The following is a 3,961-nucleotide window of genomic DNA, read 5'->3' as shown; positions in this document are numbered from 1 at the left end:
CAACACGGCCCAGTTGCAGAACGAAGAGCAGGCGCGCCGGCAGTTCGTGGTGGCCTGGCTGAGCGAGTTGGGCTATGACGCGGCGCAGTTGGAGACGGATGAGGCGTATGCTCGCCGGGCCGTCGCCCGCGAATGGCTGCGCAGCCGCGACTGGGATCCGGATGAGATTTACCCGGACAACCCCGCCGAGGTCCTCAAGGCGCGCTGGCAGGAACTCGACGCGAAGGCGATTGAGGTCTGCGTGCGGGAGTGGTTTGCGTTCATGCTGGAAAAGCAGGGCGATCTGCTGCCGGAGCACATCACCCAGTTGGAGCCGATGACGGCCGACCTGGAGCAACTGATGGCGCTGGCGCATGAGGTCACGGTGTTGACCCACGTGCCGCTGCCGACGTTGGGCAAGGAGCGGCTGTTTGACGGCAAGACGGGGCGGCCGTTCGATCAGCCGGTGACGGTGGGCGTGCTGCACATGATGAAACTGGCCCACCTGGTTGAGGACAAGGCCCATGCTCGCTCCACCGGCCCATACTCGCTGGTGACGCAGCAGCCGCTGGGCGGCAAGGCGCAGTTCGGCGGCCAGCGTTTCGGCGAGATGGAAGTGTGGGCGCTGGAAGCCTATGGCGCGGCGCACACGCTGCAAGAGATGTTGACCGTCAAATCCGACGACACGCAGGGACGGGTCAAGACGTACGAGTCCATCGTTAAGAACGAGCCGATCGAGGAGCCGGGCGTGCCGGCCTCGTTCCGGGTGTTGGTGAAGGAGTTGCAGAGCCTCGGCCTGGCCGTTGAAGCGACGACGGAAGGGGGCGAGGTGGTGCGCTTTGGCAAGGAAGATGACAAGCGGACGAGCCGCAAGTGGGCCGGGGACGATTTCATGGCCCTGGCGCGGTCGAACCGCTAAGGCGCGTAGTAGGGGCGGGTTTGAAACCCGCCCCGATTACAAACGGCAAAATGACCTGTGGAAGTCTTGACAACCTTCCCGATTCTGGTAAGATACTATTTCGTATGTGTCTAGCCTAAACGGGTAGCGACTTACCTTGTCGTTACGAATTGAATAGGTCGAAAGAGAAGGGGGCCATCCAGCAGTAGTAACGCGATGGCCTCCCTGTTGTCGGGTTGCGGTGAGGTGGCCTCGGGTCGAGGAACCTTCCTCCTGCCTTTCCCTTTCTAACCAATCGGTTTCTATCGTTATTCACAACTGAATAGAAAGCGTCAAATCACTACTGCGGGTGATAAGGAACGAAAATTCGTCCCCTTCCGATGCAGCGGTTTGTGGCGTTTTCTGTCTGCGCAGGCAACTGCGTAGGGGCCGACAGTAGCCGGCCAGTGGCAGGCGAAGAGAGTCTCAGTAAGGAGAAACAATAGCGGTGCCTACAGTCAATCAGCTTGTCCGCAAGGGACGGAGTTCTAAGTCCAAGAAGAGCAAGTCTCCGGCCTTGCAGTATACCTTGAATACGTTCCGGCAGCGGCGGTCGCGGCAGCCGATGGGCGCCCCCCAGAAGCGCGGGGTCTGCACGCAGGTGAAGACGATGACGCCCAAAAAGCCGAACTCGGCGCTGCGCAAGGTGGCGCGTGTTCGCCTGTCGAATGGCATCGAAGTGACGGCCTACATCCCCGGTGAGGGGCATACGCTGCAAGACCACTCGGTGGTGCTGGTGCGCGGCGGCCGTGTGAAGGATTTGCCCGGCGTCCGCTATCACATCGTGCGCGGTACGCTGGATGCCGGCGGTGTGGTCAATCGCAAGAAGGGCCGCTCGAAGTACGGTACCAAGGTGGGCAAAGGGAAGAAGTAATCAGTGATCAGTGCGTCGGTTTCAGTACAGACTAAGCTACTGAACACTGACCTACTGAATACTGACTGCTGGAGGAATGCTATGTCGAGACGATACCGTCCGGAAAAGCGCGAGATCGAGGGAGACGTTAAGTTCGATAACGTCCACGTCTCCATGTTCGTGAATCGCCTGATGTATGATGGCAAGAAGAGCGTGGCCGAGAGCCTGATGTATGACAGCTTCGATCAGATCGAAGAGAAGCTCGGGCGGCCGGGCGTTGAGGTGTTCGAGCAAGCGCTGCAAAATGTGATGCCGCAGATCGAAGTGCGCCCGCGGCGCGTCGGCGGCGCGACCTATCAGGTTCCTGTGCCCGTCGAGCCATACCGCCAGACTTCGCTGGCGATGCGCTGGCTGCTGACGGCGGCTCGCAATCGCGGCGGTCAGACCATGGTTGACAAACTCGCCAACGAATTCATCGACGCCGCCAACAACCAGGGTTCGGCCGTTAAGAAGCGGGACGATACGCACCGCATGGCGGAGGCTAACCGCGCCTTCTCCCACTTCCGAGCTTAGGTTTGAGTAATGGCTGATTATCCCCTGGAACGCATCCGCAATATCGGCATCATTGCCCATATTGACGCGGGCAAGACGACGACCACCGAGCGCATCCTGTATTACACGGGTGTGATTCATCGCATGGGCGAAGTGCACGAAGGCACGGCCACGATGGATCACATGGATCAGGAGCGCGAGCGCGGGATCACCATCTCCTCCGCGGCGACCACGACTTTCTGGTTGGATCACCAGATCAACATCATCGATACCCCCGGCCACATCGACTTCACGGCCGAGGTGCAGCGCAGCCTGCGCGTACTCGATGGCGGCGTGGTCGTTTTCGATGCCGTGGCCGGCGTCGAGCCGCAGTCGGAGACGGTCTGGCGGCAAGCCAACGGCTACGACGTTCCGCGCATGTGCTTCGTCAACAAGATGGACCGCATTGGCGCCGACTTCAAGCGCACTGTGGGGATGATCAAGGATCGTCTGGGGGCCAACCCCGTTGTCATCCAATTTCCCATCGGCGAAGAGTCCGCCTTCCGGGGTATTGTGGACTTGCTGACGATGCAGGCCTCCATCTACCGCGATGAGGACCTGGGCAGCAAGCCGCAGACCGGCCCCGTCGAGGAGTTGGGCTTGCCCGCCGACATGCTGGCCGAGATCGCCGCCGCCCGCGAGACGATGGTCGAGGCCATTGCCGAGACCGACGACGAACTGACTCTGCGCTTCCTGGAAGGGGAGCCCATCGAGGTCGATGAGTTGCGCGCCGCCCTGCGTCGCGCCACCATCTGCAACCAGGCCACGCCCGTCCTATGTGGCAGCTCGCTGCGCAACCGGGGCATCCAACGCGTCCTCGACGCCATCGTCTACTACCTGCCGTCGCCGCTGGACATCCCGGCCATCGCCGGCGAGAACCCGTACACGGGCAAGATCGAGCAGCGCACGGCCAACGTCGATGAGCCGCTGTCGGCCCTCGTTTTCAAGATCGTCACTGACCCCTACGTCGGCCGGCTTGCCTACTTCCGCGTCTACTCCGGCGTCCTCCGCGTCGGCGAGTCGGCGCTCAACAGCACCAAGGATAAGCGGGAGCGCATCGGCCGGATTTTGCGCATGCATGCCGACCACCGCGAAGACCTGAAGGAAGTCCGCGCCGGCGACATCGGGGCCACGTTGGGGCTGAAGAATACCTTCACCGGCGACACCCTGTGCGACGCCAAAGGGCCGATCATCCTGGAAGCCATCGACTTCCCGGAACCGGTCATCCAGTTGGCGATTGAGCCGAAGAGCAACCTCGATCAGGACAAGATGGGCAACGCCCTGCGCGCCCTGGCCGAGGAAGACCCGACCTTCCAGGTGCGGGTCGATGAGCAGACGGGCCAGACCGTGCTCTATGGCATGGGCGAGTTGCACCTCGAAGTCCTCGTCGACCGGCTGATGCGCGAATTCAAGGTCGGCGCCAACGTGGGTAACCCGCGGGTTGCCTACCGCGAGACCATTACCCGGACCGTCGACAAGATGGAGGGCCGCTTTGTGCGCCAGTCCGGCGGTCGCGGCCAGTTCGGCCACGTCGTTTTGCGCGTCGAGCCGTTGGAGCCAGGTTCCGGCATCGTCTTCGAAAATGCTACCATCGGCGGGGT

The 3,961-nt window shown here is 61.9% G+C and carries 3 protein-coding genes and 1 pseudogene; all 4 read left to right on the top strand.

What is annotated here, in order from left to right:
- A pseudogene (locus tag ACE3UY_RS22460) lies at positions 1-898 on the top strand (DNA-directed RNA polymerase subunit beta); the annotation flags it as partial.
- Positions 899-1,364: 466 nt separating this feature from the next.
- On the top strand, positions 1,365-1,790 hold the full coding sequence (rpsL, locus tag ACE3UY_RS22455; RefSeq protein WP_374689700.1) for a 30S ribosomal protein S12: 426 nt from the start codon (positions 1,365-1,367) through the stop codon (positions 1,788-1,790).
- Between the two features lie 81 nt (positions 1,791-1,871).
- A complete protein-coding gene (gene rpsG / locus ACE3UY_RS22450; RefSeq protein ID WP_374689699.1) occupies positions 1,872-2,342 on the top strand; it encodes a 30S ribosomal protein S7 in 471 nt (156 codons plus the stop codon).
- A 9-nt stretch (positions 2,343-2,351) separates the two neighbouring features.
- Positions 2,352-3,961: elongation factor G (gene fusA, locus ACE3UY_RS22445; RefSeq protein WP_374689698.1), on the top strand; the 1,610-nt coding region annotated here is incomplete at its 3' end.

Source organism: Promineifilum sp. (SeqCode), assembly GCF_041918635.1.
Taxonomy (GTDB): domain Bacteria; phylum Chloroflexota; class Anaerolineae; order Promineifilales; family Promineifilaceae; genus Promineifilum.
This window is presented reverse-complemented; position numbering and strand designations above follow the sequence as displayed.